General features: G+C 56.7%; 21 protein-coding genes. 5 read left to right on the top strand and 16 right to left on the bottom strand.

From position 1 onward, the window contains the following. Window positions 1–2: 2 nt before the first annotated feature. From EQW76_RS25095 to EQW76_RS25070, 6 genes are read right to left on the bottom strand one after another with little or no spacing between them, the layout of a single operon-like run. Window positions 3–1,382 carry a serine hydrolase domain-containing protein gene (locus EQW76_RS25095; protein WP_142832003.1) on the bottom strand — a complete coding sequence of 460 codons (1,380 nt, stop codon included), beginning with the start codon at window positions 1,380–1,382 and terminating at the stop codon, window positions 3–5. Between the two features lie 29 nt (window positions 1,383–1,411). Beyond that, entirely contained in the window at window positions 1,412–2,389 is a 978-nt protein-coding gene (locus tag EQW76_RS25090) for an ABC transporter ATP-binding protein (RefSeq protein ID WP_143123336.1), read from the bottom strand. Continuing rightward, window positions 2,386–3,423: an ABC transporter ATP-binding protein gene (locus EQW76_RS25085; RefSeq protein WP_142831999.1), complete on the bottom strand. Its 1,038-nt coding sequence runs from the start codon at window positions 3,421–3,423 to the stop codon at window positions 2,386–2,388. The genes EQW76_RS25090 and EQW76_RS25085 overlap by 4 nt, the downstream gene beginning before the upstream one ends. A gap of 4 nt (window positions 3,424–3,427) precedes the next feature. Further along, entirely contained in the window at window positions 3,428–4,300 is an 873-nt protein-coding gene (locus tag EQW76_RS25080) for an ABC transporter permease (protein WP_202617213.1), read from the bottom strand. Further along, window positions 4,297–5,229: an ABC transporter permease gene (locus tag EQW76_RS25075; RefSeq protein WP_142831997.1), complete on the bottom strand. Its 933-nt coding sequence runs from the start codon at window positions 5,227–5,229 to the stop codon at window positions 4,297–4,299. Before EQW76_RS25075 ends, EQW76_RS25080 begins: the two co-directional genes overlap by 4 nt. Before the next feature lie 6 nt (window positions 5,230–5,235). Further along, window positions 5,236–6,813, bottom strand: a complete 1,578-nt coding sequence (locus EQW76_RS25070) for an ABC transporter substrate-binding protein (protein ID WP_142831995.1) — start codon at window positions 6,811–6,813, stop codon at window positions 5,236–5,238. A 176-nt stretch (window positions 6,814–6,989) separates the two neighbouring features. Here EQW76_RS25070 and EQW76_RS25065 point away from each other — a divergent pair, with 176 nt between their 5' ends. After that, window positions 6,990–7,625 carry a TetR/AcrR family transcriptional regulator gene (locus EQW76_RS25065; protein ID WP_142831993.1) on the top strand — a complete coding sequence of 212 codons (636 nt, stop codon included), beginning with the start codon at window positions 6,990–6,992 and terminating at the stop codon, window positions 7,623–7,625. Between the two features lie 480 nt (window positions 7,626–8,105). Here EQW76_RS25065 and EQW76_RS29580 read toward each other — a convergent pair whose 3' ends face one another. Then, complete coding sequence (locus tag EQW76_RS29580) at window positions 8,106–8,663, bottom strand: arginase family protein (protein ID WP_210245258.1); 558 nt, start codon at window positions 8,661–8,663, stop codon at window positions 8,106–8,108. A gap of 756 nt (window positions 8,664–9,419) precedes the next feature. On the opposite strand from EQW76_RS29580, the gene EQW76_RS29265 reads away from it, so the two are divergent. Continuing rightward, on the top strand, window positions 9,420–9,749 hold the full coding sequence (locus EQW76_RS29265) for a hypothetical protein (protein WP_162556543.1): 330 nt from the start codon (window positions 9,420–9,422) through the stop codon (window positions 9,747–9,749). 138 nt (window positions 9,750–9,887) lie between these two features. After that, window positions 9,888–11,660 carry an SWIM zinc finger family protein gene (locus EQW76_RS25050; protein ID WP_161991118.1) on the top strand — a complete coding sequence of 591 codons (1,773 nt, stop codon included), beginning with the start codon at window positions 9,888–9,890 and terminating at the stop codon, window positions 11,658–11,660. Window positions 11,661–12,746: 1,086 nt separating this feature from the next. Here the strand turns inward: EQW76_RS25050 and EQW76_RS25035 are convergent. The 3 genes from EQW76_RS25035 to EQW76_RS25025 all read right to left on the bottom strand — a co-directional run bounded on the left by EQW76_RS25035 (window position 12,747) and on the right by EQW76_RS25025 (window position 15,458). Beyond that, window positions 12,747–13,217 carry a hypothetical protein gene (locus EQW76_RS25035; RefSeq protein ID WP_142831986.1) on the bottom strand — a complete coding sequence of 157 codons (471 nt, stop codon included), beginning with the start codon at window positions 13,215–13,217 and terminating at the stop codon, window positions 12,747–12,749. Between the two features lie 288 nt (window positions 13,218–13,505). Then, the gene (locus EQW76_RS25030) at window positions 13,506–13,838 is read right to left on the bottom strand and encodes an AcvB/VirJ family lysyl-phosphatidylglycerol hydrolase (protein ID WP_142831984.1); all 333 of its coding nucleotides are present in this window, start codon (window positions 13,836–13,838) and stop codon (window positions 13,506–13,508) included. Between the two features lie 540 nt (window positions 13,839–14,378). Further along, complete coding sequence (locus tag EQW76_RS25025) at window positions 14,379–15,458, bottom strand: IS630 family transposase (RefSeq protein ID WP_111223089.1); 1,080 nt, start codon at window positions 15,456–15,458, stop codon at window positions 14,379–14,381. A gap of 770 nt (window positions 15,459–16,228) precedes the next feature. On the opposite strand from EQW76_RS25025, the gene EQW76_RS25020 reads away from it, so the two are divergent. Further along, the gene (locus tag EQW76_RS25020) at window positions 16,229–17,500 is read left to right on the top strand and encodes a cytochrome P450 (RefSeq protein ID WP_142832518.1); all 1,272 of its coding nucleotides are present in this window, start codon (window positions 16,229–16,231) and stop codon (window positions 17,498–17,500) included. A 19-nt stretch (window positions 17,501–17,519) separates the two neighbouring features. Here EQW76_RS25020 and EQW76_RS25015 read toward each other — a convergent pair whose 3' ends face one another. After that, on the bottom strand, window positions 17,520–18,590 hold the full coding sequence (locus EQW76_RS25015) for an ATP-binding protein (protein WP_143123335.1): 1,071 nt from the start codon (window positions 18,588–18,590) through the stop codon (window positions 17,520–17,522). A gap of 180 nt (window positions 18,591–18,770) precedes the next feature. Here EQW76_RS25015 and EQW76_RS25010 point away from each other — a divergent pair, with 180 nt between their 5' ends. Continuing rightward, window positions 18,771–19,328, top strand: a complete 558-nt coding sequence (locus tag EQW76_RS25010; RefSeq protein WP_143123334.1) for a hypothetical protein — start codon at window positions 18,771–18,773, stop codon at window positions 19,326–19,328. Window positions 19,329–19,877: 549 nt separating this feature from the next. Here EQW76_RS25010 and EQW76_RS25005 read toward each other — a convergent pair. From EQW76_RS25005 to EQW76_RS29475, 5 genes are all read right to left on the bottom strand, one after another. Then, on the bottom strand, window positions 19,878–20,759 hold the full coding sequence (locus EQW76_RS25005; RefSeq protein WP_143123333.1) for a PIN-like domain-containing protein: 882 nt from the start codon (window positions 20,757–20,759) through the stop codon (window positions 19,878–19,880). Then, window positions 20,752–22,407, bottom strand: a complete 1,656-nt coding sequence (locus EQW76_RS25000) for a DUF262 domain-containing protein (RefSeq protein ID WP_142832523.1) — start codon at window positions 22,405–22,407, stop codon at window positions 20,752–20,754. Before EQW76_RS25000 ends, EQW76_RS25005 begins: the two co-directional genes overlap by 8 nt. Window positions 22,408–22,629: 222 nt before the next feature. Next, complete coding sequence (locus tag EQW76_RS24995) at window positions 22,630–23,472, bottom strand: DpnII family type II restriction endonuclease (RefSeq protein WP_142832524.1); 843 nt, start codon at window positions 23,470–23,472, stop codon at window positions 22,630–22,632. After that, window positions 23,472–24,623: a DNA adenine methylase gene (locus EQW76_RS24990; RefSeq protein ID WP_244615594.1), complete on the bottom strand. Its 1,152-nt coding sequence runs from the start codon at window positions 24,621–24,623 to the stop codon at window positions 23,472–23,474. The genes EQW76_RS24995 and EQW76_RS24990 overlap by 1 nt, the downstream gene beginning before the upstream one ends. A 184-nt stretch (window positions 24,624–24,807) precedes the next feature. Continuing rightward, window positions 24,808–25,006, bottom strand: a 199-nt coding sequence (locus tag EQW76_RS29475) for a hypothetical protein (protein ID WP_203452801.1), incomplete at its 5' end; no start/stop codon positions are given.

Genomic DNA, 25,006 nt, shown 5'->3' with positions numbered 1-25,006 from the left:
GTCTATCTTGGGGAAGGTGCTTGCCTTGGCGGCTGCCGTTTAATCGCCAAATCGGCGGGTTCCTTGACCAGTTCGCTACTGCCAAGATACAGGCGTTGAACGCTTCCGTCGGCTGCCAAGGTGCGCCTGATGCCTTCGCCGTGGCTTGCGAAACCGCTTGCTTCTACAATCCGTCCGCTGTCCGGCGTATCGATGGCAAGCATGGTCGCATCGTTGAACGGCTGCAAAGCAGCGGGATCTGCAAGGAGGACACTGTCGCCCACCGGCACAAGGTCGACTGCCCCCCAGAGGGTCCACCAGCGTCCTGCCCAGCCGGTATTTGTCGGATCCGGCGCCCCATAACTTGCAAAGGTATCGAAGATAGAGACGATCCCTTCCACCCACGCATTTGCCGGCCCGTCGATCGCATTGGTAACGATGGACAGGCTCAGACCCCATTCCGGCACCACCGAGGTCCGGCTGATGAAGCCGGGAAAGGCGCCGGCATGGCCGAACAACGCATGGCCCTTGATGTCCATGGAGATTGTGCCGAGACCGTAATGGCGGGCATCCGCCTGTTGCGGGACACGCCAGTGACGCCGTGTCATTTCGCGCCGGCTGGCCACCGAAAGCACGCTTGTCTCGGCCTCCGGATCGAGGCTGGCAAAGAACCGGGAGAGATCGCCAGCAGTGCTGACAAAGCCGGTGGCCGCCGCCAGAGCGAACGTCGGATTGTCGCCCCGGATGCTGCCGCGTCCGAACGGCACGCGGCCGCTGTGACCGCTCGAAACGGGAACGCCCTCTGCCAGCGGCATGTCCGGCACGGTCTGCTCAAGACCGCTCGGCACGACGATCTCACGGGCGATCCAGTCTATATAAGTCTCCCCGGTGATCGCCTCGATCACCGATCCGAGGAGCCCGAAGCCCAGGTTGGAATATTTGAACCGCGTATTGGCGTCGATTGCGAGGGGATGCGCCAGCTGGATGCCGAGTTCTTCCGCATCGAAGAACGGCTGGCGAACCTGCCAGTGCGGAGCCTCTGTTCCGTCCCGCATCAGGCCCGAAGCATGGCTGAGAAGCTGGCCAATAGTGACGTCCGCGACGCTTTGGTGCAGGCCCGGCACATAGGTGCCGACCAGATCGTCGAGATGCAGCCGACGTTCCTCATGCAGTTTCATGATGCCAGCGGCGGTAAAAGTCTTCGAATGGGACGCGACGCGGAACCGGTGCGACGTTGTAAGCGGCGTACCGGTTGCAAGGTTTGCGACGCCGAAGGCCCGCTCGAGCACCAGCACGCCATCCTTGGCCACTGCAAGCTGGCATCCCGGAAGCTCGGTTGCCGTCATCTGATACTCCATCCAGCGCTCGACATAGGCGAGTGCGGCATTCAACCATGGGGTCATGGCTCGTCCTCCAGTCTTATCGGGATCGTTCATCGGTGCACCACGGCATGACACGCAACCGAATGGCCGGAGCTCACCTCGATGTCTTCCGGATCGATCGCGGCGCATGTCTCGAAGGCGAGCGGACACCGGGTGCGGAAACGGCAGCCACTCGGCAATTGCGCCGGATCGGGCGGATCACCGAGCTTCGGCATGGGCTCGTCGCGGCGGGAAATATCGGGTGAAGGCACGGCGGAAAGCAGTGCGCGGGTATAGGGGTGCTGCGGATTACTGAACAGGTCCCGGGTTCGCGCTGTCTCGACGATCCGGCCGTAGTACATGACGGCGACGCGGTCGGCGATGTATTCGACAACCGCAAGATTGTGGGAGACGAACAGCAGGGCGAGATCGAGTTCGGTCTTGAGGTCACGCAGCAGGTTGAGTATCTGCGCCTGTACGGAAACATCGAGCGCCGAGACTGGCTCGTCGCAGACGATCAGGTGGGGCTGCAGGATCAGCGCCCGTGCAATCCCGATGCGCTGGAGCTGACCGCCCGAGAGCTCGTGCGGGTAGCGCGACCGGTGTTCCGGGCGAAGGCCGACCTTCGCGAACATGTCCGCCACAGCTGCGTCACGGTCCGCAGGGTCAAGCAATTGCTGGACGTCGAGCGCCATGCGCACCGACGCGCCGACAGTGCGGCGCGGATCGAAGCAGGAGCGCGGGTTCTGGAAGACGATCTGGGCAAAACGGCGCTGTTGTTTCAGTTCACCCGGTGTCAGCGCGAACAGATCCTGATTACGAAACAGCACCGTGCCGGCCGTGGGTGTCTGAAGCGCTATGAGTGCCCGGCCAAGCGTGCTCTTGCCACACCCGGACTCGCCCACCAAACCCAGCGTCTCGCCGCGGTCGAGCGTGAGGCTGACCTTATCGACCGCATGGATGTGGCTGACCACCCGGCCGAATGGCCCCTTGCGCACGGGGTAGCGCACCTCCAGACCATCGACCTTGAGAAGCGGTGGGACATTCATGGTCTGGTCTCCAGGCCATGGAGAGGATCGACGTGATTTAACGTCGTCCGTGGCGCCCAGCATCGGGCATGATGCGCAGCGTCCAGCTGAGCCGAAGGTGGCGCCTCGCTAAGACAGCGCGTGAGCGCGAGTTCCAGCCGCCTTTCACAGCGTGGCGCAAATGCACAGCCCGAAATCGGGCGACTGAGATCGGGTATGCCGCCTGGAATATCCCTCAGCCGGCCGATCTGTCCGAGCCGTGGCGCGGCATCGATCAGACCGCTCGCATAGGGATGGCCAGCAGCGGTCAACATTGGCAGGACCGGCCCTTCCTCGACAATGCGGCCGGCGTACATGACCGCGACACGGTCAGCAAGCCGGGCGACGACCCCGAGATCATGGGTGACGAGCAGCAGCGATGTACCGAGCATGCGGCAGCTGTCGCGCAGAAGGTCGAGGATCTGGGCTTGAATGGTGACGTCGAGGGCCGTGGTTGGTTCGTCGGCAATGAGCAGCCGGGGTTTCAGCGCCAGCGCGATGGCAATCATGACCCGCTGCGCCTGCCCGCCGGACAGCTGGTGCGGATAGGCCATTGCCTTTTCCGCCGGCGCCGGGATACCGACGGAGCGCAGCAGATCGATCGCTGCCGACCAGGCCGCCCTTCGGCTGATCTTTTCCTGGAGTAGAAACGGTTCCGCCACCTGCCAGCCGACGCGGCGCACTGGGTTCAGGCAGCTGTGCGGCTGCTGGAAGATCATGCCGACATCGCGCCCGCGCCACCGGGACAGATCCTTGCGCGACATCTGCATGACATCTCGGCCGTCGAAGCGTATATCGCCGCCGGTGATGATGCCGGGCGACTGGACAAGCCGCATGATCGACTGGGCCAGCACGGACTTACCTGAGCCGGATTCGCCCACAAGGCCGACGATCTCTCCCGGCGCTATAGTCAAATCGACTCCTTGGACGGCGGCAACAGTACCGCGACCAGTGCGGAATTCCGTCCGCAGGTCTCGGATCGCGAGCAGGGGTGGTGGAAGAAAGATCGCGCTCATCCTGTCAGCTCCTCGGATCCAGCACGTCACGCAAACCGTTGCCCAGAATATTCAGGCCAAAGATCGACACGAACAGGGCCATTCCCGGCGCCGCGACCGCCCACCAGGCGGAAAAAAGGTAGGTGCGCGAATTGACCAGCATGGCGCCCCACTCGGGTGCAGGCGGCTGGGTACCGAGGCCGACGAATGACAGTGAGGACGTGAGAAGCGCTGCAAGCGGCATGGAAAAAGACAGGTAGACGATGAGCGGAGACAGCACATTGGGAAGCACAGTGCCGAACAGAATGTCGGCTTCGCCGGCGCCGAGCGCGCGGGCGCTGACCACGTAGTCTTCACGTCGGACGGTGAGCACTGCGCTGCGTACCAGCCGCGCATAGCCGGGAATGCCCGCAATGCCGATCGATACCATGCCGGTCCAGAGGCTCGGCCCCAGAACGGCAACGACGACCAGCACCATGAGGATGTACGGGAAAGCGAGCAGGACATCGATAAAGCGCATGATGATACTGTCCGTCAGGCTGGAGCCTGCACCTGCCACAAGCCCCAGCAGCGTTCCGATGGAGGCGGAGATCGAAGCGGTGACGACACAGATCAGCACGAAGTAGCGTGTGCCGAACAGGATCCGGCTGAACAGGTCACGGCCTACCTCGTCTGTGCCCATCCAGTTATGCACGCTCGGTGGTTTCAGCCGCTGGATCGGATTAACCTTCAGCGGATCAAACGGCGCGACCAGGGGTGCGAGAACAGCGGTAAGCAACAGCAGCAAAACAATCCCTCCACCGATCATCGCCGAGCGGTTGCGCACCAGCTTGCAGCAAAATTGGCGCCATCGCGGGGTCGCAACGAACATCGGCTCATCGACGGCAACAAGGCTCATGACGTCAACTCCACGCGGGGATCCAGCCAGGCATAGAGAATGTCGGCCGCTAGGTTTATGACGAGATAGGTGGCGGCACTGACGAGGATGACGGCCTGCGTCAGGGTGAAATCGCGCCATTGGATTGCGTTGACGGCTAGTTCGCCGATGCCATGCCAACCGAAGATGGTTTCGATGATGAAGGCGCCGCCGAGCAGATTTCCGATCTGCAGCCCGACCAGTGTCAGAACCACGATCAGCGCGTTGGGAAGCGCGTGACGGAAGATCAGCCCCATCTCACTAGCCCCGCGGGCTCGTGCGGCCTGTATATAGTCACGGCCCAACACATCGATCATGCTGGTACGGGCGACCTGCGACAGCGGAGCCGCTTCTATCAGGCCAAGCGCCAGCGCCGGCAGGAGCAGCGCCATCGGGCCGCGCGGCACGACCGGCAGCCAGCGAAGCCAGACCGAGAAGAACAGGATGAGCAGAAGGCCGAAAAAGAAGGCCGGCATCGAGATCCCGAACAGGCCGACCGTGGTCGCCGTGACATCCAGCCAGCTATTACGTTTGACGGCGGCCAGAACGCCCGCCGTCAAACCCACCACCAGCGCGATCGCCAGCGACGCGCCGGTAAGGATGATCGTGTTGACATAGCGATAGCCGATCTCGTCGATCACCGGCTTGCGCAACCGGATGGATTCCCCGAGATTGCCTCCCAGGAGATCCCGTACGTAGACATAGAATTGCTGGTACCAGGGAAGGTCCAGATGATATTTTGCACGCATCACGGCGATGGCCTCGGCGGCATCCTTCTCCGAAAGCTGCCCGGAATACATGGCTGTCACTGCATCCGTCGGGATCAGCGCCTTCATCAGGAACGTGATCATGAGGATACCGGCGATCACGGGGACGAGCAGTAGCAGCCGTCGCACAATATACTGGAGCATCCGAGGTCAACCGACCATTTTCAGATCGGCAGCATAAAGATTGCCGAGGTAGTCCACGCGGTACCCCTCCAGGGCAGTCCGCACGACGGTAATCGGCCAGTCGGTCAGAATCGGCAGGATCAGCCTGTCCTCGAGGAGGGCTTTCTGGGCATCGCTCACAAACTGCAGGCGCTTGACGGGATCAAGCGCGGTATCGGCCCCGTCCAGTGCCTGGTCGATCGCGGCATTGGCCGGTAGCAACTGGCGATGCCCGGGCGAACGGAACAGCTGCGACAACACGCTGGGGTCCGACCACGTCCAACGGTTGAGATCCATATCCCAGTCAGGCTTCAGGAGACCCGGATAGAACGTGCCCCAATCCGCCGTGCTGACTTCCACGGCGATCCCGACATCGGCCAGATTGGCTTGAATGACGGCAAGGGCACTCTCTGTATTGCTCGAGGCATAACTGCGGATGGTGAATTTGGCCGGCATGCCAGCCTTTGAGCGGGTAGATCCCGACAGAACCCAACCGGCCGCGTCCAGCAATTGTTTTGCTTTTTCAGCATTGTAAGGCGTTCCATGGGCCTGCGCAACGGCATCGTCGTAGCCCGGAATGCCGCGCGAAAGGGGCCCAAGCGCAATCTTGCCATTGCCGCCGAAGGCTGCTGCCAGAACCGATTCCCGGTCGATGGCGTAACTCAGCGCTTCGCGGAATGCCCGATCACCAAATGGCTGCTTCTTGTAGTTGAATTCCATGAACATCAGGTTCTTGGCGTTCTGGTCGCTGATGACTTTGTAAAGCGGATCGCTGGCAAAAGGCTTTGTGGCATCGGCTGTCAGAAGAGCCGCGTCCAGCTCTTCCGTCTGCAATGCGGAGCTGACAACGCCTTCTTCCGGCATGACGTTCAGGATTACCCGGTCCAAATGGGGCAATCCCTGGTTCGCTGCATCCGGGCGGAACTGCTTGAAATTGGGGTTTCTGACAAGTTCGATACTGGAGCCAGGGCGCCAGGTATCGAACATGAAGGGCCCCGTGCCGACCGGATGGCGCGCATAGGCAGCGCCTGCTGCCTTGACCGCGGCCGGTGAATTGAAGCCGAAAAAAGATTGGCCGAGCAAGTTTATGAACGGCGCAAATGGCTTTGCGAAGGTGAAGACAACCGTCATGCTGTCTGGCGTCTCGACTTTCGAGAGCGGCCCGATGATGCCGTTGCTGGGTGACGCGTTTGCAGGGTCCAGGATGGTGTCGAAGAGAAACTTCACGGCCTGCGCATCGAAGGGCGTGCCGTCGTGAAAAGTCTTGCCGCCCTTCAGCTTGAATGTGACGACCTTTCCGTCGTCGCTCGCCTGCCAGCTTTCGGCAAGCCAAGGCTGAGGCTTTCCCGTTTCATCCATGTAGATCAGCGTTTCCAAGAGGTAGTTTCCGAGAACACTACTGACGACGAGCGATATGCTTTGCACATTATATAGGCCTTCCGGATCGATCGGGAGGCGAAAACGTGCCACTTGAGGCACTGCTGCCCAGGTCTTGGGCGACGCGCCAAGCATCAGCGCTCCGGTGGACAAGGCAGTAAACAACGAAAATTGGCGGCGGCTAAGCATGGAAGTTCCCCTTTTTTGAGAGGGAATTCTATCCGTGACACCCAATAAGGTGCGAGAGGGTGTCACGCCCTCTAATCCGGATGATTACTCGGATTAGAGGGCGATGCAAGAGGCATATTTTCAGTCTTGCAATTTTCTGGCCAGAATGGTGGGTGTCGTCACCAAGGGAGACACATATGGCTGAGGACGAGTTGCAGGCGGTCAAGAGAAAGCCGGTTCAGGCACGATCGAGGAAAATCAAGGCAGCCATCATGGATGCGGCCCACGAAGTCATGCGCACGCATGGCATACGTGCGATCACCACCAATGCAGTGGCCGAGCGTGCTGGTGTAAAGGTCGGATCGATCTACGACTATTTTCCCAACAAGGAAGCCATCATCGCTGAAATCTACGAAGAGAAACTCGGGCAAGTGCGGGCTTTTCTGGAACGAGGCTCGGAGGCGATTAGCCCCGACGATTGGCAAGACCAACTCGCGGAACTGATCCGTGCGACTTGGGCCTACCAGCTTTCAATCGGACTGGACCGAACGATCGTTGACGCTTCCTACTATTACGAGGACCTGCTGCGCATCGCGCGCTCCCACTCGATGCTATTTGCCTCGAACTATGTGAGACTATTGCAAAGGCTGGGCTCATCGTGGCCGGAGGACCATCTTTTCGACTTGGGGATCAGCATATACACTCTCGTAAATGCGACATGGAGTTATTGGCGCCTGACCGAGAGCGAAGACCCGGTGGCGATTGAACGACAGATCATGGCAACCCTGACCCTTATCGAACCCGCCTTCGCCCACCGCACAAATGCAGATTGAAATTTATCAGCCATCCATACTCTGCAAGGAGGCTAGCAGTTCGTCGGACTGCGGAAAGCGGGCCATATAGTCCAGCGCTTCCGCAATAGGGTCGACGATGCCAAACAAGACTGATCGTAATGACGCGCGTGCTTTGCGGGATCTTGGCTTGAGCCAGCTGTTCACTTCCTGATCTGTTAAGGAGCATAACAGCGGAACATCTCTGAACCGGCTCAAACAAACCGGTCTAGGACCGGGCAAACGATCTCCATAAGGGTCATAATTGCTGCTGAACATTCAGCCTCGTTGTCTGGCGCTTCAAATTCGGCAAGTTCTATACCCACAATCTGGGTGTGCGGGATCCACATCAGCACATCCCGAAGCTGTTGCGGCATCAAGCCGTCGCTAACCTCATAGGCGGCAGGTACGTGGCGCGGCTCCAGAGCGTCCCAATTGATATGGATCCAGAGCTTCGAGCTGCCAATGAAGTCGGCGACTGCTTCAAGGCTCGACCTCGGAAGGCGCTAGTAGGCGGACACCAGCGCTCCGTAAGTTAGCCGCTTCTTCCTCGTCACTATCCCGGATACCGGCGATGAGGACGTTCTCCGGCGCAACGCCTGCGCCGTGCCCGCTGTCCCAGAGACCGCATGCTGCCGCGAGGACCATGCCGCCGAGATAGCCTGTGTCCGTTGTGAACGGCGTGTTGAAATCACCATGCGCATCAACCCATAAGATTTCGATATCCGGTAGCCGGGAGGCGACAGCTGGAAGTGTCGCAAGGCTGGCAGAGCAGGTGTTGGCAATTAGGAGCGGTACACGATTGGCGCTCAGCGTATCCCTGACGGCCGCGTTAAGTGCGGCAAGCGTTGTGCTGGCTTGGCGAAGGCTGAGCGCCCAGCCGTCGATCTCATGCGATTGCGGCGTTCCGACTACGGTTTGGAGAAATCCATATCGCTCGGCAAGAGCAGACGCCGTCAGGCGAGCGCCTCGCATGGCGTTGCGGCTGCGGTCGGCTATTCTGCCTTGGGAGACAATCAGGTCGAAATTGTGCAAACGCACGCGGCACTCTGGAGTCCTCAAACCAGAAGCCTAAAGATATCATCTCGTCAGCTGCGATAAAGTTGGCAGGAACTAACCATTTTGGATTGTCCGCGAGTGCTGCATTTTGCAACCCGCTGTCGCGTCCCTAACGACGGCTTTATTGAATGGACGGCCTCCAACCCAGCATCTGAGAGACCCACGGCAACATATAAGCCATCTTGTTGCCGCTGTCCCGAAAACCCGACGACAAATATGCGGGGCTGGGTGCCGGCAAGAGGGGGCGAGCTCGGTCAGCGAGCACGATCTACAATAGTGGAACGTGGGAGTGACCGATCCCCGCTTGATATTTTGAGAGTCAAGACCGGTTCACCTCATGGGATGATGTCGATGCCGCGTGGCCATACCGTCTAGCCTTGGCTAGCGTTTGGTCGCCCAACGTCCATCAACATTCTGGGATAGACAGTTCCAGCTCGGCAGGTGGTGGGTGGCTGGTTTTCAGCATGAAAGCACGCAAGCTTGTCCAACCAGCTGGCAACGTCTTCTGGGATCCGTATCTCCCCGCTTTCCAGTCCTTCGATCCAGGCCAGGTCGCACTGCAGAGCGTTGACGATGTCGACAGAAGTCCAGCGGATTGAGCGTAGGCATTCTCGGAAGCGGGCAGGGGTCATTTCAGATCCTTCAGGCTATCGGGCCAATCAAAGGATCGGCCGACTGTTCAGAAAGGGATGCTATTTATGATTAGAGCCCTTTGCTTGACCGAATCTGGAGAGATGTGTGGCGGCACTGCCGCATTTCGCATTATCTTGTGGCCGTCCATGCTCAACCACCACATCCGAGGGAGGTATTTCAAATCAATGTCGAAACCGGTTCTACTGCTGCGAGTATTCGGCACCAGCCGCTGCGTTCTCGGCACTCGACCGGCACGAAATCGCGGCTGCGATGTCATCGCACCGCTTCGCGGGGCAGCTTCCTTTTTTCAGGGACACGCAGTCCAACGCCGGTGCGCCGTATATGTATGTGACGACCCCTGACTTCCTTTCCGCGTTTGGCACGGTGACGCTGCGCGACCTGCCAAATGTCGAGGCACTTGAGTGGGCTAATTAGCAGGAAAAAAGCTGCGGGCGGCCGATGGTTTAAAGGAACAGGTGAATAGCGAGCACGCAGGTGAGGAAGCCGGCGGCCGCGGTTTCGGTTTGAGAAGGAGGACGATCCATGAAGGATGCAATATTCGACGAGAGCGACGTGCGCGCGCTGGCGACTGTCGAATCCTTTACGCGTGGCCAAGAGTATTTTCGTCGCGGTGCGGTTTCCAGCTTGGAGCGTCGTGGTGAGCGGATAATTGCCGAGGTCGAAGGTAGCGAGCTCTCACCCTATGCCGTCACAATAGAACTTTATGACGGCGGTTTGGCCGCTACGCGTTGCTCCTGCTCGTATGACTGGGGCGGTGCCTGCAAACACATCGTCGCGGTGCTCCTCAAGTATAACGAGGCGCCTAGTGCGGTTCACCAGCGTCCCTCTCTTGCTGACATGATTGGCGACCTTGATCGACAGGCTCTGGTGGCCCTGTTGGTCAAGAGGGCTGGACATGATCCTGGGCTGGAACCCTGGCTCGAGGCAGAACTGGAAACCGCAACACCGGGCGTGAAGGGTAAGCTTGCAAGTTCTGTCAATTCGGAGGTCGTCATGCGGCAGGCGGAGCGGCTGTTGTCGGGAGGTTATTCGCGCCGACGTCGCTGGGGCGATGACGTCGGTGCTGTCGATGAGGAGGCCTTCGCGACGCTGATCGACAATGCAAAGCCGCTCCTCGACATCGGCAAGGGAGGCGACGCTCTAAAAATCCTGGTGCCGTTGATGGAAGCGCTGGTTCCTGCCTGGAGCGAGCAGGCGGATTTCGATGAGACATTACACGAGTTTTTCGCCCCGCTTGGACAGTTCATCGCCGAGGCAGTGCTGATGAGTGACCTCGCTGCGGAAGAATGCGATGATCTGATGGATCGGCTCGATGCCTGGCAAGGTATGCTCAACGACTATGGGCTGGATGACTACCTGCAGGTTGCAGTCGATGCCCTCGATCAAGGGTGGGATGAGATCGGCCTTGAGGATGCCTTGGCTGGGAGAAGCCGGTCCTGGCCGCCTTCGGGACGAAGCGATTGGACGACCGAGCGGTTGACGCGAGCGCGGCTGCGTGTCCTCGACATCAGCGGACGGATCGACGCGTTCCTTAACCTCGCAAATGCAGCAGGCCTCCATGGCGAGTATGCGGCCATGTTGGTGCGGCTGGGACGCATCAATGAAGCGGGGGACTATGCACGCAGATGGTTCCGCTCTGACGAGGAGACGCTCCAGCTTGCGCGCCTGCTCAAGGACGCCGGGCACGGTGATGCGGCGCTAGACCTTGCCGAGTGGGGCGTAAGCCTGGCGTCTGAGGGCGACGGTTTCGCGGGGGCGGCCAGCTTGGCCCGTTGGCTGAGAGATAATGCCGGTTTGGTGGGACGAAAGAAGCTGGCGATGGTGGCGGCGCGGCGTGCCTTTGAGGAGAGCCTGTCGCTTGAGGATTTTGAAGTCGCAGCGACGTTGGCTGGACCAGAGTGGATCGAATTACGTAGCGCTCTGTTGAGCAGCCTCGCGGCTGCGCGTCACGCCTGGGACAGAACCAGGATCTACCTCAGCGAAGACATGATTGAGGAGGCTATACGGTCCGTCGATCTTGATACCTTGCCGGGAAATCCGTCCGACACGGTTTTGATGCGGCTTGCGGACGTCGCGCACGCCACTCATCCGGACTGGGTGATCGAAATCGCCGAACGCATGGCTGGCAGCATCATGGAGGCTGGGCACTCGGGGCAATACGTGTTAGCGGCCCAATGGCTTGAAAAGGCAGCACTCGCCTACGACGCTGCCGGTCGCTTTGCGGACTGGATCGAGAGGATCGATTTCCTGATCGAAAAACATCGGCGCAAGCACAAGCTCAGACCGCTGCTCGTGGCTTTGCGGTCGCCGTCTGGAACACTTTGAGGATGAAAAAGTCGAGTAATACTATAGCTCAATTTGAGAGGCCGAAATTCAGTCATTTCCCTTACGCACGAGCAGGCAACGCGTTCGCCAAGTGTTCCATCTGCGGTGCAACATTCTAATATGGCTCAACCAAAGGGTGAACGAACCGGGGCCGCGTTTTGACCCTCTTTGTGGTGATGTCCCGATGCTGAATGTCAAAATTCACGTTCCTTCTGCGCAACCGTTTTACAGACGAACAGATCATCGGCATCTTGAAGGAGCATGAGGCAGGCACAGATCGGCTGAATTCTCATCGGTTACTTTTCAAGTTTATCGCACACTTGCGTTCGTCAAGCCCTCGCTTGCTTCGCCTGCGGCCTGACGGCTTGGGGCTAGACCTCCGCGCGCTTTCGCGATTGTGGAATAGGGATTCGGGACGGAGAGAAATGTTCTCTCGCCTCCGGCGGGATCGAACAAAGGAATGGATATCGGCTCGCCAGAAATTTCGGCTATTCGACCTCATCGATAAGCTCGGACGATTGCGTGCCGTAGGAAATCAAGATTGAAGGTGCTTCCGTCAGGGCGACCGATCTTACACCGTTGGTCGGTCTCACAGTGGCTCGTTTCGCGGGGTAGATGATAAGTCGAACCTCATCTTGGAAGCCGTGTTCCAGACCGCTTCCTCCACTTTCACTGAATTTCCAAATTGGTGTACGTTGAATGGAAATTAGAAATAGCTAAATCGGGCATGGAATTCCGATATGAAAGAGCGATCATTCTTTCTCGGTTAGGACCTGGTCGAGCCTATCGGAGAAATCGATGAGTTCAAAGGCCGTTGGAATGCCCTGAAGGCTTTATCGCCCGGATCGTCTCAATGCCTTGCGCAAAGTCGCGACAGTCGAAAGCATCGGCTCGTCTACGTGCATAGAAGGCGCGAAATTGACAGATGCTCAGGTTGGAACGTTGCTCTCGAACATCAGGATGCAGTTGCAACCAGCTTGCTGACAGCGAAATCTACCTTGGAAATTTCAGGGACGATCGCCCAACACGACACCTGCGCCAAGTGTTGCAACGCGCCACTCTAGCTCACAAAACATACGCTGATTGTCATTCCCCGGCGCAGCACTCGTCATTTGGAGTTATAGAGTTTTCACAGCGTTCTTCAACTTGTGAAAAATCACAGCCCTGACCGGGAGGCTCCCCATTGCCAGCGGCTTCCCCCGCACCGGCTTTCTCACCATCTCCATCAGCGCTGGAACCATCACCCGGCCTATCGTCAACTTCGCCGGTAGTCTCTTCTTTTCTGCTTTTGCTGTCTTGATTTCCGTGGTCACCTTGGCGACCATAAACAAGTTTTAAACCAATTCTCTCCGGGACTTTAATCGTCTCTGCTTCGTCGTGATGGCCTGTACCACCAGCCAAAAAAGACGCGTCAGAAAATTCGTTAGAGATTGGAGGCGCGGCGTCCTTATCGCCATAAGTCGTGCTGGTAGACGTCGATGGTAATAATACAGGGGTTATCGAAAACCAAATGCCAGAAAGTGCTATGAACGACAAAATACATGTGCGCCAGGACATGCGGCCTCCATCACGGTGCGGTTTCATTTGATGCCGGGCGGCGCGGACTTAACGTGCCAAATTGCAATTGAGGTCGAAAGTGAAGTTATCTATGAACCCCAGAGCTTTGGCTGTTCGCAGCGGCTTTGCCAAGTCTGGTATTTTTCCAGAGTTCGAAGTGTCCGGCGGCAATCATGTTCGTTACCTCAAAGTTTATATTTCCTGAACAACGGCAGCGGAGAAATTGCGTGCAATTTATATGCCCGCACGGCTAATGTGGCCGGCTAGGCTGGACGGATTGCAGGAAGTTCACTTGTTCATGCGTGCTTTCATGCTTGCGATAATATGTTGAGGAAGCCTTTCGTAATCTCCGCCAAAATGGTGTCCTCTGGGCATGCTGATTACCGTTATTCCGGTGCCCCGCAAAGCCGGACAGGCATTATCGTGGCTGTCATCCTGGCCATAGATGCATTGGACCATCTCCGGGTTGATCGACTTAAGATCATTGATCGGACTGCCGCCCTTGCCTTCGGTTTGAAATCCAAGCCACCCTGCAAGCGAGACCTGATAGTCGACCTTGTGAGACAGGGAAAACGTCGCCAAAGCCGCAGTACTGTTTTCAAGTGCAATTGCATCCCCCAATGCCGATGTTTAAGTGTCCAGCCGCCGCAAGTGCCCCGAACGAAAATTCGATAGACCCATAAGGACGAGGTACAGCAGCTTGCTGCGGTTGAGCGTCTGTGCGGAGCCTCACAACGGAAACGTTTACATCACCACCTACCAAAGATAGAAGGGCCCTTAGGACAGCCTACATCTGGTTCCTATTCATTATATGCAGCGTGGGGTAGGGTTACGCAAACACGAACCAGTCAGCGTCCTAAGGTCCCCTATATAACGTATCCTCTACGCCGTAGAATACTACGCACCGAGCGTTGTAATTAGCTGTAGGTCTTCTCAACCGGGCAACTTGACCAATAACGCACCGCGTACCGCTCTGCGTAGCAATGCTCCTTACCAAGCACATATCTTTCGCAATCTGCCGCGCCAGACGAAATTTTCGCCCGGGGCTGGGGACCTGTCTCACAATGTGTAGGGTATCGAGGGTTGCGTAAAGTTAACCTCGCGCAAAGCCTCATGCGTAGGAGACGGGCTTTGAAAGTTATTATCACATATTGCCCTGTGCTAGTGGATCGAATCTAACGCCTGGTGCCCGCGTTTGACAGCGGCGATGATTTTGTCGGGATCGGCGGTCCAAGTGAAGGGCTTTGGCTTTTTGTTGTGCTCAACGAGGAAACGGTTGATGGCGGCCTGGAGATCGACGACGGAATGGAAAACGCCGCGTTTCAGACGCCGCTTCGACAGCCTGGCGAAGAAACCCTCCACCGCGTTGAGCCATGAGCTTGAAGTCGGAGTGAAGTGGAAGGTGAAACGCTCGTGACGGTCGAGCCAGGCTCTCACCTTGGGATGCTTGTGGGCAGCATAGTTGTCGAGGATGACGTGGACGGCCTTGTCGTCCGGCACCTGGGCGTTAATGGCGTTGAGGAAGCGGATGAACTCCTGATGACGATGACGCTGCATGTTGCGGCCGATGACGGTGCCGTCGAGCACGTTGAGGGCGGCAAACAGCGTGGTTGTGCCGTGCCGCTTGTAGTCGTGGGTCATGGTGCCGAGCCGACCCTTCTTCATCGGCAGGCCCGGCTGGGTGCGGTCGAGCGCCTGGATTTGGCTTTTCTCATCGACCGACAACACGACGGCGTGGGCTGGCGGATCAACATAGAGGCCGACAACGTCTCGCAGCTTGTCGACGAATTTCGGGTCGTTGGACAATTTGAACTGCCGCCACCGATGAGGTGCGAGGCCATGCGCTTTCCAGATACGCCTGACTGCGCTGGCGCTGATGCCGGCGGCCGTCGCCATCATGTCGGCCGTCCAGTGCGTCGTCTCGCCTGGCGGATCAGCCAGCGTCAGGGCCACCACACGCTCGGCGACATCGGGTCCGAGCCGCACAATACGCGACGGCCGCGTCTTGTCGCGCAGGAGACCCTCGACGCCTTCTGTGGCGAAGCGCTCTTGCCAGCGCCATACACAGGTCTTCGATTTGCCGGTCTGGCGCATAATCTCGACAGTTCCGACGCCATCGGCACTCAGCAGGATGATCTCGGCCCGCCAGACGTGCTTTTGGGGGGCATTGCGATCCCTGGTCAAGGCCATCAGGCGTTGGTGATCGGTTGGCGAAACGGTGAACGATATTCCTGTGCGCATGCGCCAGACTCGCATGCCAACCCAGCAAAGGGAATCCCATACCGGACTCTTATGTCAGGCGTTAACCACTTGATATAGCCCAAAGAGCACGGGCGAAAAGATTGAATTTATGCCCGTCCTCACCTCTCGATCACACCAGTTCGCCAATTGCTGCAGCGCGCGTCACGTCAGGCATGCCGAAGCACAAACGTTGCGGCTTTCATGGGACGGATTCGTCTGATCGTCGCCCATCACCAAAAATGCGGATCTCGCTATCAGTCGCAGCAATTACGGCAAGAATACGGCGAGAATTTTTGCATGCTGCCACGACTCAAAAAAAGTATGCCTAAATATCAATGACATGATCCGTCATGAAACTATCATTTGTCACATCACGGGTTTGTGATCACGTTCTCGGCTGAGGTTGAAACAACGAGACGCAGAAGAAGATGCGGCAAAGCGCGCGCTTCACCGCCCGGATTTTAAGTTGGCTTCGAGGAAGCTTTAGGATCCCGGTTGTAAAGAAATGTAAGTGCTTAAAGCGAGACCCTAAGTGTATCCCGCAGAGTGAATGCAAGATTTGGGTCTTACCGATGGGCGGACACCTAAGCACGATAGTGACGATAAGATGACTGGCGCGTCTGAGGTGCGCCACCCTGAAGTCGGCAAGTTCGCCGTTTTCAAGCCCCTATGGCTGAAGGGCGAGAGCAATCAGCCTAAGCCTCACTGCACCGCATTAATAGGCGCTATTCTTTAAGCGTAGCCTTTCATATCAACATGGCAGGAATTCGATGACCAGTTTCAAATCATCCAGTGGATCCGATGCCAGCGACGTCCCGACGCTTTCGATGGAGACCCTCGCCAGCAATCCACACGAGGTTTATCGCCACTTTCGAGGCGAACTGCCGTTCATCCGGTCCGAAGCCGGCGTCTATCTGGTCCTGCGCGCCGATGATGTTCTCAACCTCTACAGCGATGCCAAGACGCGCCAGGTCGAAACAGAGTTGATCAATCTGCGAGGCGTCAGGGACGGGCCGATCTGGGATTTCATGACAAACGGCATGCTGACCTCGAATGGCGATGCTCACACGCGGCGGCGGTCGCCGATGGCAAAGACATTCGCATTCAGGATGATTGCCGCGCTGCGCCCGCATATCAGGCAGACAATCGCCGAGATTGCCGATGCCGTGACGCCCGACGGCTGCATGGACATGCTCGACGATTTCGCGACCGTTATTCCGGCAAGGGTGATTGCGTCGATCCTCGGCCTGCCGCAAGACGATGTGGGCAGATTTTCAGAGATCGTCTACCGTTTCAGCCCGCTCCTCGGCGGCTCCTGGCTTGCGCAGGACGTGCCCGAATTGCAGCAGGCAGCGGCCGATCTTCGGCGCTATGTCGGGGAGATCGTGACCAGGCGCAGCCTTGAAAAGGCGGATGATTTCGTCAGCGAGTTTATGTCCAACGTCGAAGAAGAGGGATCGCTGACGGCCGAGGAAGCCATCACCCAGATCATGACCCTGATTGTCGGCGGCAGCGACACGACCCGCTCCGCGATGGTCATTCAGCTCTCCCTGCTCCTCCAGCATCCGGATCAGTGGAACGCCGTCGTCGAAAATCGCGATCTGGTGCCGAACGCGGTCCTGGAATGCCTTCGCTACGAACCGGCAATCGGCTCGGTGCCCCGCGTCACCACGATGGATATCGAACTCGACGGGCACGTTCTTCCGGCTCACAAAGCGTGTTCCCTGGTCACCATGTCCGCCCTCAGGGATGAAAAGCTATATCCGGAGCCGGAACGCTTCGACATCACCCGCGAGCAGCTGAAATGGCATCCGGTTTTCGGTGGAGGCGCGCATCGTTGTCTCGGTGAAGCGCTGGCGAGGGCGGAGCTGGAGGAAGCCCTCACGGTGCTCGCCGAGCGCTTTCCCGGCGTCAAAGCCGCCGGTGAGTTTCCGAAGGTCAGGGGCTTCTCGGGCATTCGCCAGGTTCAGAACTTCGCCGTCAATTTAAATGGTAATCATCGCTACGAACATCTCAGGTCGACAGCAAACCCAAAATACTGAGCGCTCACTGCCGAAAGCCTTAACTCGGTTCCTCCCCACATCTATCAATCTCACGGAACGTCTTGCCCGCGCAGAGTGCCGTCAGCGGGCCGATCTGCTCCAGTGCCGAGAAACAATTTGCAAGGCCATCGGCGAGCGGCATCGTGCCCCATTCGTCGCCCGTCAGGATCAGGTGGTCGCGTTTCAGGGCATCCCTTGCGTCATTTATGCCTTTCTGCGCGTGGGCTTGGGCTTGTGTATGGGCCTGCGCGCCGAAGTGGTTGTTGAACGCCCGCGTATTTGCCAGTGCCGCAAGGGCTTGGCGCATCCTGCTATAATCTGAGAGCCCCAGCAGACCCGCGAACGTGCGGCCCCGCGCCTGGGGTTTGGCCGCGATGAAATTTTGGAAGGTCGGCCCGTCGAGCAGCACGAACTCACGATTGAGAGACTGGAGGATGGCGTTGCCATCCCAAGTGCCGGATGCGGATACCGTTCGAGTTCCCGAGCTATCCCGCTTGACCTCGATTTCACAGGGCTGGTTCGTCACCATTTCGCGGAGCGAGAGCTTGATAGTCGCCGTCTGGGCAGGATGGAAACGGTTGAGGTAGTACTCACCGTCAAGATCGCCCGGAGGGAGTTCTTCCAACCACGGCAGCCGCCCGGATATCGCATACCGGATGGCATCATATACGGATGTTTTGCCCACGCCGTTTACGGCGGAGACGCTATTGACCTTGTCGGACTTGAACTTCAATTCAAGCGGCTTGCCCTCATTGTTTATGCCACGGAAGCCCTCAATGCTCAGACCTTCCAAAAACCAGCCAGTGGGACCGGCAACGGGCGGAACTGCCGCAGCTGCGGTTGCGCCAGTTGCCGCAGGCGTGGGCGCAGTTGTTTGCTGTGCGGCGGCGGCTTCCGCATCAAGGATCGCTTGGACCATAGCATTCCAAACGGTCGAGGACGTATAGGTTTCATCGCGGAGGACCGGGTAGAAGGTCGTGAGCTGTGCGCTCAGGGCCGCGTCATGCAACCCGAGATGCGTATTGAACTTGGTGAGGTTGCTCTCCAGGTCAGCGTTTTCATCGAAGCCAAAGGCTGCCGTAACGGCCACGCTTCCCTCCCCCGTTGTTTTACTGAGTAATTAGCGGGTAAAGTGCATCTTGTGCAACAGCAACCTTAAATAAATCAGCGAAGCTCAAAGGTATTTGGGTAACACTTTGCCGCTCGCAGCAGCACCGCCGCTGCCACTTGGTGGTAGGCGAGGTTGGAATGTGCGACATATTCAGGAGCGTTGAGAGGGGCAAGAGAAATGGCGATTGCGTGCCTAGGTTGGGGATCGTTGATCTGGGATCCACGCGAGCTTCCTATCCGCCGAGAGTGGTTTGACGATGGGCCGCTGCTGAGGGTGGAATTCACGCGCCAGTCGAACAACGGGCGCATAACTCTGGTGCTGGAGCCGACAGCACCCGAGGTGCGATCGTTCTGGGCCATTATGGACACGGACGATTTGGCGCTCGGGAAACGGCAGCTGATGGTGCGCGAGGGGACGAAGAACGGCGACTGGGTGGCGACCTGGTCGCAGGGCGGAGCCGCGCCGGAGGCGCTGCCGGGCCTACCGGGCTGGGCCTTGGCGCATGGCGTGGAAGGCGTCGTGTGGACGGCACTGCCCCCGCAGTTCGACGGACAATCGGTGGCCCCGACCATTGAGCAGGTCGTCTCCTACTTACAGGGGCTCGAAGGTGCAAAGAAAGACGAGGCCGAACGCTATATCCGCCATGCGCCCCGGCAGATCAACACCCCGTACAGGCGGAGGATCGAAGCCGACCTTGGGTGGACGGCCCTGCCATAGGGCACTGCATGCGCCATCATGTCCCCATCTTGCGCAACGGGGAAGTGATGAAGCGGGATGACTGCTTCCGGGCGAAGGCAACGAGCGTCGGTATGGCCGCAGTGACGGCGCGTAGCCGCCTGGCAGCTATCGGTCCCCAATATCGGCTTAGGGCCAAAAGCTGACTTCGCTTGTTAGAGTGTCATTTCGCCCTCAGCCTGAACCGACCCCTTACTGGAGGCGGGTGCAGTTGACGAATGCGGCTTAGTGCAGCTTGCGACTAGAACTGTCGGCGCGCCCTTCGTCGGTCTTGTGACTGCGTGCTTGGTCGTTGCTGAACTGGCGCGACGCGCGAGAAATTATGTCCGTCCCATCTGGGAATGAAAGCCGACCCTGGAGCTATGGCTTTGCTAAACTGCGTGAGTCATATCTCAAACCATAGCCAACAAAGGCTGTTCATTGAGAAGCAAAGCATGCTCTGCTGGAAGGGAGCTTCCAAAGTCATCCTTCGGCTACGCAACGCTCAAATCCTCGGTGGTGAAGATCCTGTCGCTCGGATGGTGAACTTAATCAATCAGCAGTAGCTGCGACTAGGGGTGCCACTCCTATCTCGGTGGAAGCCACTGGATCAATCTCTTGAGGAGCAACTTCGTCTAACAACAGCCTCTTCAGCTTTTCTAAATTCCACGTTTCAAATGTAGCCCCTGTCAAGGCTTTGATCTCAGCTGAAAGTATTGGGTGCGCCGTGCCACCTCTACTCCAGTCGATTTTCTGATCCATCGTTACCATCACGACCCGGCCGAAATCGGCCCCGCCGCTTTGTGCTCTTTTTAAGCCAACCAAAAGGTCTGCCCATACAAAGAAGTCCCCGTCACCCGGGTCTTTAAATCCCGGAGGCGTTTTGGTCAATTTGCGTGAGCTAGCAGTTCTTGAAAAACGCTCACGGGGTGCGAATGGGACCAGCGCTTTGTCTTTCAAAACGTCCAAGAACGCAAAAATTCGCCCGGAAGTCTTGTCGTCGTAGATATATCCAAAATCACCGGCGAATTCATCAAGCAAGGAGTTGAAACGCTCGGCAAAGCCGCCGAATGTTTCATCAACCCCGTCGACATCGGTCTTAAGTTGTTCGAATTTCTTTTTAACGCTCTCAGCTTTTGAATCGATCGCTTGGAACTGATTGTTCCAAAATTCCTGAATTACCTGACCCGGTACGATGAGCGGGCCAAGCGTCTGAGCCCTAAGGGCGTCGCTAAGGTCGTCACTCCAGGAGTATTTCCCGATCTTTAGCAAAACGTTTGCATCAAACGCCAACGCTGTTCTGGCTAACGTAACGTTGTCAGGCTCGGGTCTCATTGCGGACATTAATGCATCAATAGCATCGATTTCCGTTTCTCTTTCAAGGATTGCAAAAACGATGTCCACATCAGTGGCCGGGATATTCATTTCACTCATCGTACCAAACCGCCCCCGCTGCGCGCGCCAACTCACGCCCTAACAGTTCAACGCTGGAGGCATCCCATTCCTCGATAGCATTCAGACGCTCTGTCCATTCACCCTCGACGCCGGTCGGCAGCATCTCCAGCTTGAGACTGGGCCAATCGGTCACAACGGCGGGACGGCGTTCCAATAAGGACAGAAAAGTATTGCCAATAGTAGATGCCCAAAAAGAACCTTCATCTTCGCCCATCTCAGGGAAGAAGTTCTGTCGGGTCCAGACGAAGTGTAGATAACCTTCCGACTTAGGCGTTATCGTTTGCTGGACAACTGACCTTCGCACGAAGTGTAGCAGTTGTTTGTTGAATGAGCGCTTTCGCAACTGCTCTTCAAATTCGTCTCTGGTTGGGTTGAGATCTCTAAGATCGCGGATGATTGATTGCCAATCACCGCGTTCGTAGACGTTCCGTGCTGCTTCACCGAACCTTCTTTCAACGTTACCGGTGCCAAGGTTGCCCACCACGATGCGCCGCACTACCAGCCGTAGAACCGCTTTCATTCCGGTGATTGAGTCGGGGACATTTGCTGCAGCAAGCAAAATCGGTCTGACAGCAATAACACCCAAGCTATTCAGAGCGGAGAACACTCTCAGAGCCTCCGGCTCTGCCGGACCTGCCAATGAAGGATCGATCATTTGTAAATACAGTGGGAGGTTATCGGTTAGCATCTCCATAAGTTGCTCAGGCGGCGGAGGTTGGCGCCCCGAGAAAATGATGCGACCGGCGAGGAAGCCGAAGAGATCTTTCGGGAGAACGTGCCCATTCCGAACAGTTACAACGTGACGTATATATTGCACAAAGTTGTTTGCCCCTTCGACAGAAAACTGCCTAGAGATGGACTGCCACTGCTCGTATCTTGCGGGTCGATGCCTCGGCGCGGTTTGACTTAGTACATAATTTTTCAGTAGGTCGGCGGTCGTTAGGTCCTTACCTCTGGTATTGATAACTTCGAAAACTTGATAGGCTGACGTAGCGTCAGGGTGCAAGAAAACCGCGAAATACAATCTATTAGTGAGGAAATCAGTCCAGCGACCAAGGCGTTTAAAAGGATCTGAGCTGAGATCATTCTGCAGATTTCGAACAAGAAACTCATACGACTCAACAAGCTTCTTCGATACAGAGTCGTCTGGGAGGCCGATCGGCGCGCGACCGGTTTCTAATATAGCTTGAAACGTCGCGTTATCGAATTGGTCAGACAGTCGTACCCGCGCGGCAGTCTCGTCAGATTCGTAATCAATTGATCTAAGAAATCCGGCTTGGATCCGATCAGCGAGAGCTTTGCGGTCCCGCGCAATAGCCTCATGGTATATTGCAATCGCTAGAAGACTTAAGGTGATAATACGCTGTTGCCCGTCAACAACATCCTTCCTCTGGCTGTCGTCATCCTTAGACGAATTGCCGTCACGACTAGGCTGGTTTGTAAGGATGATCAGGCCAAGAAAGTACGTCGGTGCTTCAATATTGTGCTGTAGATCTCCCCAGAAGTCGCTAACCTCATCGTGGCCCCACGAATACTCCCGCTGAAATTGGGGTATTTCGAAAGTAGTCGTGGAGAACAGCGCGCCAGCGTTGCTAGCTGAAGCATTCAAAGGGGTTTGCAAATCCATTTCTCCTAAAAATCGGAGGCTTCATCAAAGGAAGCCACAACTATCGTAGCCGCCAAGAATGCGCAATTACCATAAGCGACCGCATCGATCGTTGTTGAATAAGCTGAATAGCCTAGCCTACCCGGCAGCACGGATAAGCGGTTCGAAACCGTTCAGCGCCTTCATCAAACTTATAAGAGGCTTACACCCACGCGTCGATCTTATGTAGTTCCAGCTAAAGTCTTAGATGATCCCGAGCTCTGCTTTTAGCGTGTGTAGATCCGCCAAAAATTGCTCGCGCATTTTGGTCGTGTAAATACGCGTAATTTTCCCTTGGTTTTGACGTTGCACGATCTTTCGCAAATCGGACATTCGCGCTTTCCAGGTAAGGCCGTCGGTCAAGAATAGGAGCGGGGTGTCGTGGCGTTTTGCCGCAATAATCGCGTCTAGATCACCGATGATATCGGTCATTTTTGAACCAGTCGCGGCATAGGCTTTTGACTCAATGACGATCCTCGGTCTGCTCTTATCCGGAACAGCAACATCACATTTCGCGGTTGTTCCGTCAGCACCCGTAAACGTACAGCGCGTCTCGTAGCCACCTTCTCCGAATACTTCTCGAACAAGGGCTTCTGCGAAATCCTCCAAGCCGCGTCCACGGCGCTGCCCTTGGATTGCAGAGCCTCGACCAGAGCGAAGACGTTCGACAAGAATGTCGCTCCAAACAGGCTGATAATTGATTGTCGCGGACATTGCCTCGGGCAAGCCCAGGCTTTCGAGTGTTGCTAAAAATGCAATTGGATCAGTCTTATAACGCGTAGAACCTATCCCTCCAGAACCAAGGGCGCTACGAAGTTCTGTCTCCATGCTGTCTTTCGAGAGGGCAAGAAAGAGGCGTGCGCACAGCAGCCCCTCGCTGAAATCGGAATCGAGCAATTCTTGTATGTCTTGGCGATCGTACTGCGTCTTTTTTGGCAATGCTGACAGTCGAGCAATTGCAGAGGCGGCAACATCATCCATCCACTCAACGGATAGAGGACTTAAACTTGCAACAACATCGTCGATATTTTGCTCAACGACCTGCATCAGCGACCTACAATGAGATATTCGGTAACGGAGGACCGCTCTACACCAGCATGCGTGCCGAAATGATACCGATGAGGTTTCTCAAATACCCGAACACTAGACTTGTGCTTTTTCATAAGTTCTTCAAGTACATTTAAATCCGGATATCCGTTAGAGCTATATGATAAAACTATTGTGCTCTTTCTGAAACGGGAAAACATTCTATCAAATGCTTCAACCGCTGTCCGCCGATAGCTGAATGGCGTGTATTTCTTGGCTATCTTCTTAACTTTTGTGGATTCGTCTATGGGAAGTCCCTGCCAGTAGCAAGACAGACCCTCAAGGAAATGATAGCGCTTTATGTAACAATTGTCGTCTGACCGCGGCACGTATGGAGGATCGAGATAAACGAGATCCACTTTCTTCGCGGCGAGCTCGAAAACATCTCCTCTAAAGGACTGATTTCGTCGGCCGTTGTCAAAGACCGCATTGTTGTAAATCTCAATCTGCTCGAGGAAATGCTCTTCAAGCGAAAGGCGCAGATCGCGCCTCCCGTCGTCATACCTGTCGAGGTTTCCAGATATGGTGAAAACGCCCCGAGGTTGACGTTTCAGGCATGAGCGGAACAACGCGGCGAACGCCAAAGCCTGATCGTACTGCCCTTCAAGTTGGCGTATATTGCCCGACACACGATCTAGGAATTTGAGATCCTCTGGCGTGTAAAATACGTCTCGGAAAGTCTGCTCTATGAAGTGGTGGGGACCTGGCTCCGGATCGATTAGGCGTTTTATGCTCTTACCGTCGAGCCGAACACTGCTGTTTTCGATTGTAGCGCGTGCGACCAAGCTGGAAAAATTCAGAAAGTCAGAGGCTACGACACGCCGGCCCATCGACTTCATCAAATAACCAACACTCCCCGTACCCGAAAATGGGTCCATCGCACTCTCGAAATCGATGTCATCGAGGACTTGGTAGATCCAAGGCAAAAGGCGTTTTTTGGAACCCATGTAGCGCAACTCTGGGTATTTTGCGGCTTGCGCCGGCAACTCAAGCGCTTTGCGCTTCGCTACAAGCGGAACAACGCGGGTATCGGGCACGGATCTGGCTGTCGAATCTCTCATTGCAAATTCATAGCCGATGGCGAAGCCAAGCGGCAAAGGAATAAAACACATCCCCCGGTTTAATCCACGGAACTGGCAAGCGGTTACGAAATCGGCACGATTTCGCCGGCGTGTTTGATCGAACCGACCCTGGCAACGTCAAAAAACACTTGGCGCTAACCTTGTCGCGGGGCTGCAACTTTCCCGCACCATTATTTGGCAGTCAATCCAGTCTGGTCGAGGGACGAGGCAACGATCATGGCGCGGAACTCATCCAGAAACTCCCGACGATTGGAACGACTTTCTCGACAGTTTCGTCGATGACAAAGAACCCCTTGCTCGCATCAAAGTAAAATCTCCACGGTAGCATTCGTGCGGTTACGATCGAGAATAAATCAGGTAGGGATTGGCCCAACCATCCCAGTTGACGATGCGGGCAACAAAGCGCAAAGTGG

Origin of the sequence: Rhizobium sp. rho-13.1 (assembly GCF_007000305.1) — a bacterium.
GTDB lineage: Bacteria > Pseudomonadota > Alphaproteobacteria > Rhizobiales > Rhizobiaceae > Rhizobium > Rhizobium rhododendri.
This window is presented reverse-complemented; position numbering and strand designations above follow the sequence as displayed.

What these genes read in the sequence shown, in the direction of transcription:
- EQW76_RS25000 (WP_142832523.1), bottom strand. Translation starts at nt 22,407, where the DNA reads ATGGATTTGCAAACCCCTTTGAATGCTTCAGCTAGCAACGCTGGCGCG.
- EQW76_RS25035 (WP_142831986.1), bottom strand. Translation starts at nt 13,217, where the DNA reads ATGTCCTGGCGCACATGTATTTTGTCGTTCATAGCACTTTCTGGCATT.
- EQW76_RS25075 (WP_142831997.1), bottom strand. Translation starts at nt 5,229, where the DNA reads ATGCTCCAGTATATTGTGCGACGGCTGCTACTGCTCGTCCCCGTGATC.
- EQW76_RS25095 (WP_142832003.1), bottom strand. Translation starts at nt 1,382, where the DNA reads ATGACCCCATGGTTGAATGCCGCACTCGCCTATGTCGAGCGCTGGATG.
- EQW76_RS25025 (WP_111223089.1), bottom strand. Translation starts at nt 15,458, where the DNA reads ATGCGCACAGGAATATCGTTCACCGTTTCGCCAACCGATCACCAACGC.
- EQW76_RS25005 (WP_143123333.1), bottom strand. Translation starts at nt 20,759, where the DNA reads ATGAGTGAAATGAATATCCCGGCCACTGATGTGGACATCGTTTTTGCA.
- EQW76_RS25085 (WP_142831999.1), bottom strand. Translation starts at nt 3,423, where the DNA reads ATGAGCGCGATCTTTCTTCCACCACCCCTGCTCGCGATCCGAGACCTG.
- EQW76_RS25080 (WP_202617213.1), bottom strand. Translation starts at nt 4,300, where the DNA reads ATGAGCCTTGTTGCCGTCGATGAGCCGATGTTCGTTGCGACCCCGCGA.
- EQW76_RS24995 (WP_142832524.1), bottom strand. Translation starts at nt 23,472, where the DNA reads ATGCAGGTCGTTGAGCAAAATATCGACGATGTTGTTGCAAGTTTAAGT.
- EQW76_RS25090 (WP_143123336.1), bottom strand. Translation starts at nt 2,389, where the DNA reads ATGAATGTCCCACCGCTTCTCAAGGTCGATGGTCTGGAGGTGCGCTAC.
- EQW76_RS25065 (WP_142831993.1), top strand. Translation starts at nt 6,990, where the DNA reads ATGGCTGAGGACGAGTTGCAGGCGGTCAAGAGAAAGCCGGTTCAGGCA.
- EQW76_RS25020 (WP_142832518.1), top strand. Translation starts at nt 16,229, where the DNA reads ATGACCAGTTTCAAATCATCCAGTGGATCCGATGCCAGCGACGTCCCG.
- EQW76_RS25070 (WP_142831995.1), bottom strand. Translation starts at nt 6,813, where the DNA reads ATGCTTAGCCGCCGCCAATTTTCGTTGTTTACTGCCTTGTCCACCGGA.
- EQW76_RS24990 (WP_244615594.1), bottom strand. Translation starts at nt 24,623, where the DNA reads ATGTGTTTTATTCCTTTGCCGCTTGGCTTCGCCATCGGCTATGAATTT.